Genomic DNA, 3562 nt, shown 5'->3' on the forward strand with positions numbered 1-3562 from the left:
CCGCGAGACACGCCAGCGGCTCCAGAACGACCAAGCACTCGCAGCGTAGAAGAAGAGTGTCCAGGATCACGGGGAAACTTCACGGTCGCCCCCCGGGACGACCGAGGATCGCAACTTCCAGAATCCGAAGCATCTCAGGGTCTGGCGCGCTAGTGGCGGTCGCCCTCCGGGACGACCGAGGATCGCAACTGCCGACAACGGCCCATCAGCCAGCGCGGGGGCGCGTGGCGGTCGCCCTCCGGGACGACCGAGGATCGCAACATCGCTGTCCAGGGCGCTGACTCCGCGCTGGACCACCGTGGCGGTCGCCCTCCGGGGCGACCGAGGATCGCAACGCCTGGTCCGGCTGGTACGGCGCGTGGGCGCTGGGCAGTGGCGGTCGCCCTTCGGGACGACCGAGGATCGCAACGCGACCTACCCGGGCATCACGCGCGGTCGCGCCGAGGTGGCGGTCACCCTTTGGGGCGACCGAGGATCGCAACGTCATGAGGGCGAAGGCCGTGGCCCGGTACGAGGTGGTGGCGGTCGCCCTCCCGGGTGCCCCACCGAAGATCGCAACCATGAGTTGCTCCAGTGTGATGGAGCTGAGCTTCGTGGGCGCCGGTCGCCCTCCGGGGTGGCCGAGGATCGCAATTCCATGTGGACCTCGCGTGGGATGCCCGCTCCGCGTGGCGGTCGCCCTTCGGGACGACCGAGGATCGCAACTGGCTCGGCGACGAAGACGACAAAGGCGCCGTCTAGTGCTCTGACCGCATAGGTTCGCCGGGTTGATGGGCGAGGCGGAGGCTACAGAGGCGATTGGATCTGAGGATCCGACGCAAAGTCAGGAAGAGATTGGAGCGCCGGTGCGAAGGCGCTTGTAACGTGCGGGTGTGGTGCCCACGTGGCGTGTGAAGTGTCGGTTCAGGTGGGCTTGGTCGTGGAATCCCACGGTTGTGGCGACCTCAGCGGGCCGGTGACCGTCGAGGAGGAGTCGACGTGCTTGATCGATGCGCCTGCCGGTGAGGTAGGTGTGTGGCGGCAGGCCGTATGTCTGCTTGAAGCAGCGGATCAGGTGGGTGGGGTGGGCATGCAGGATGGCGGCGGCGTCGTGCAGGGATATACCGACGTGGATCCGTGAGTCCAGTAGTTCCCGCAGCTCGGCGGCAAGCCGGTTTGCCTCACGCCCCGGTGCGCGGGGCTGGAGCGCGTCGAGGTGGAAGTGGAGTCGTTCACGGATGAGCGAGAGGCGGGACTCGGCTTCGAACCCGTCTCCGGCATGGACGAGAGCGGCGTGTAACTGGTCGATCCGGTAGCGCAGCAGCCCGTCGCTGAAGACTGGAGCGTCCACCGCGCGGCCGACCAAACGCTGCGGGAGTACGGAGTCGTCGAGGTAGAGGTTGCGCTTGTGGAATCCTGCCGCCGTGACGGTCCGACCGTCATGAGGGACGCCGGGAGGCAGCAGGAGGACGCTGGCGGTACCGGTCGCTCCATGGCGGCGGCGGTCGAGTGTGAAGTCGACCGAGCCATGGTCGAGGATCATCAGGTCCCACGTGTCGTGAGTGTGGGCCGGGTACGCGTGGTCGGTGAAGTGCGCGTGGAAGACCTCGGCGATCCCCGGGACTGGCGGCCTCCAGGCGCTGATGGACGTGCGGGGTCGGTCTCCGGTTGCCATGCCAGGAACGTACAAGACTGGCGGAGTCCGAGCGCGGCAGGCTCGTGACGCCGGCCGGAGGGCCTGAGAGGTCGCTCCCGGTTGACCGGCTTTGGGAAGGATGCCGTATGTCCAAGTCTGCTGTTCCTGTCAACCTCGCCGACAAGCTGTCGCAGTTCAGCGAGCTGTGGTCGCAGAAGAAAGTGGCTGTGCTGAACGACTACGAGGTCAAGCTGGCCAAACTGAAGGGGGAATTCGTCTGGCACACCCACGAGGACACCGATGAACTGTTCCTGGTCATCAGCGGGCGGCTCACCATCCAGCTCAGGGATGCCGATGTGGTGCTGGAACCTGGCGAGTTGTTCGTGGTTCCCCGTGGAGTCGAACACTGCCCTGTGGCAGACGAGGAGACCGCGATCCTGTTGTTCGAACCGGCGGGAACGCTCAACACCGGTGACGCAGGAGGGCCGATGACCAAGGCGGCCGAGATCCTCAGCTGACACGCAGGGCGTGTGGTCAGGCCGCGGCCTTGAGGGGGCGTCCGCCCCAGCGGATGCCCTTCTCACTGCGGATCCGGGCGCGTTCGCGGCGTTCGGCGGCTAGGACGTCTCGGTGGCGGGCATTGGCGTTGCGCCAGCGCAGGTAAGCGTGGAGGGCCCGGGTCTGCACGGTGTGGTTGGGGTGGTGGGAGTTGGCGATGGTGAACTGCCGTAGCGGCCCGAAGTGGGCCTCGATCGGGTTGGCCCAAGAGGCATAGGTCGGGGTGAAGCACAGCTCGACCCGGTGTCTATCAGCCCAGCGGCGGATATCGGCGCCCTTGTGGGCGGACAGGTTGTCCAGGATCACGTAGATGGGTGCGCCGTCGGGTCGGGCGGCACGGATCGACTTCAGTGCCGCCAGCGTGTTCCCGGCTCCCTTCCTGCGGCGGTTGACGCCCCACAGGGTGTCGTCGCCGACCGAGTAGCAGCCGTGGAAATACCGGACCCCGTGAGTGCGGTGATAGGTAGCGGGCAGCCGGTCGGGGTGCCCCTGCTCGGCCCAGACCGAGCCCGCGGTGGGCCGGATCCCGAGCGGGCCGAACTCGTCGAACGCGAAGACCCGGTCCGGGAAACGGTCCAGGACCTCCTCGATCCGGTCCAGCTTCGCCTCGCGCTCCGGATCCGGGGACTCCTTCCAGGTCTTGGTGCGCTGGAAGGTGACGCCGCGGCGCGCGAGCAGGCAACGTAACGCCTCGCGGCCGATACGAATGACCCTGCCGTGCACTTTCCGCAGGTAGGCGACCAGTTTGCGCACCGACCAGCGGGTGAAGGGCTGCCCGAGTTTGGCCGGGCGGGTGGTGGCCGTCTCGATAACGAAGTCCTCATCGTCAAGGCTGAGCAGGCGGGGACGGCCTCCCGCCCACTTAGGGTCCAGGCAGGACAGACCGATCTCGTTGAACCGGTGGATCACATCCCGGACGGTGTCTTCGTCGGCCTGCACCAGCTGGGCGATCACCGGCACGCGGTTCCCGCCGGCCGAGGCCAGCAGCATCATCGCGCGCCGGTATCGCACCGAACTCGTGCTGCCGCGGCGCACGATCTGCTGCAGCCGCTGCCCCTCCTGGTCGGTCAGTCTGCGCACGCGCACAGGCTCGGCCACCACACCTCCCAGCGGTCGGAACGGACGTCGCCGCCCATCCAAACGCCCCAACCTCCGGCCCGGCGAACCTATGCGGTCACAGCACTAGTGGCGGTCGCCCTTCGGGACGACGGAGGATCGCAACTACTACTACCGAGCAAGCTCGGGCAGCGAACAGCACGTGGCGGTCGCCCTTCGGGACGACCGAGGATCGCAACCCACCAGTCGAGTGAAGTTTCCCCGTGATCCTGGACACTCTTCTTCTACGCTGCGAGTGCTTGGTCGTTCTGGAGCCGCTGGCGTGTCTCGCGG

3 protein-coding genes are annotated in these 3562 nt (G+C 67.3%); 1 reads left to right on the forward strand and 2 read right to left on the reverse strand.

All coding sequences use genetic code 11. The features are described 5' to 3' along the window. Positions 1-823: 823 nt before the first annotated feature. Positions 824-1654 (reverse strand): helix-turn-helix transcriptional regulator, encoded by an 831-nt coding sequence (locus EEJ42_RS33015; RefSeq protein WP_123105663.1) that lies wholly within the window; start codon positions 1652-1654, stop codon positions 824-826. Positions 1655-1761: 107 nt separating this feature from the next. Between EEJ42_RS33015 and EEJ42_RS33020 the strand changes: the two genes are divergently transcribed. After that, complete coding sequence (locus EEJ42_RS33020) at positions 1762-2133, forward strand: cupin domain-containing protein (protein WP_123105665.1); 372 nt, start codon at positions 1762-1764, stop codon at positions 2131-2133. A gap of 16 nt (positions 2134-2149) precedes the next feature. Here the strand turns inward: EEJ42_RS33020 and EEJ42_RS33025 are convergent, their stop codons facing one another. Beyond that, the gene (locus tag EEJ42_RS33025; RefSeq protein ID WP_342778364.1) at positions 2150-3271 is read right to left on the reverse strand and encodes an IS630 family transposase; all 1122 of its coding nucleotides are present in this window, start codon (positions 3269-3271) and stop codon (positions 2150-2152) included. Positions 3272-3562 lie beyond the last annotated feature (291 nt).

It is taken from the genome of Streptomyces botrytidirepellens (assembly GCF_003721215.1).
GTDB classification, from domain to species: domain Bacteria; phylum Actinomycetota; class Actinomycetes; order Streptomycetales; family Streptomycetaceae; genus Streptomyces; species Streptomyces himastatinicus.

What these genes read in the sequence shown, in the direction of transcription:
- EEJ42_RS33015 (WP_123105663.1), bottom strand. Translation starts at nt 1,654, where the DNA reads ATGGCAACCGGAGACCGACCCCGCACGTCCATCAGCGCCTGGAGGCCG.
- EEJ42_RS33020 (WP_123105665.1), top strand. Translation starts at nt 1,762, where the DNA reads ATGTCCAAGTCTGCTGTTCCTGTCAACCTCGCCGACAAGCTGTCGCAG.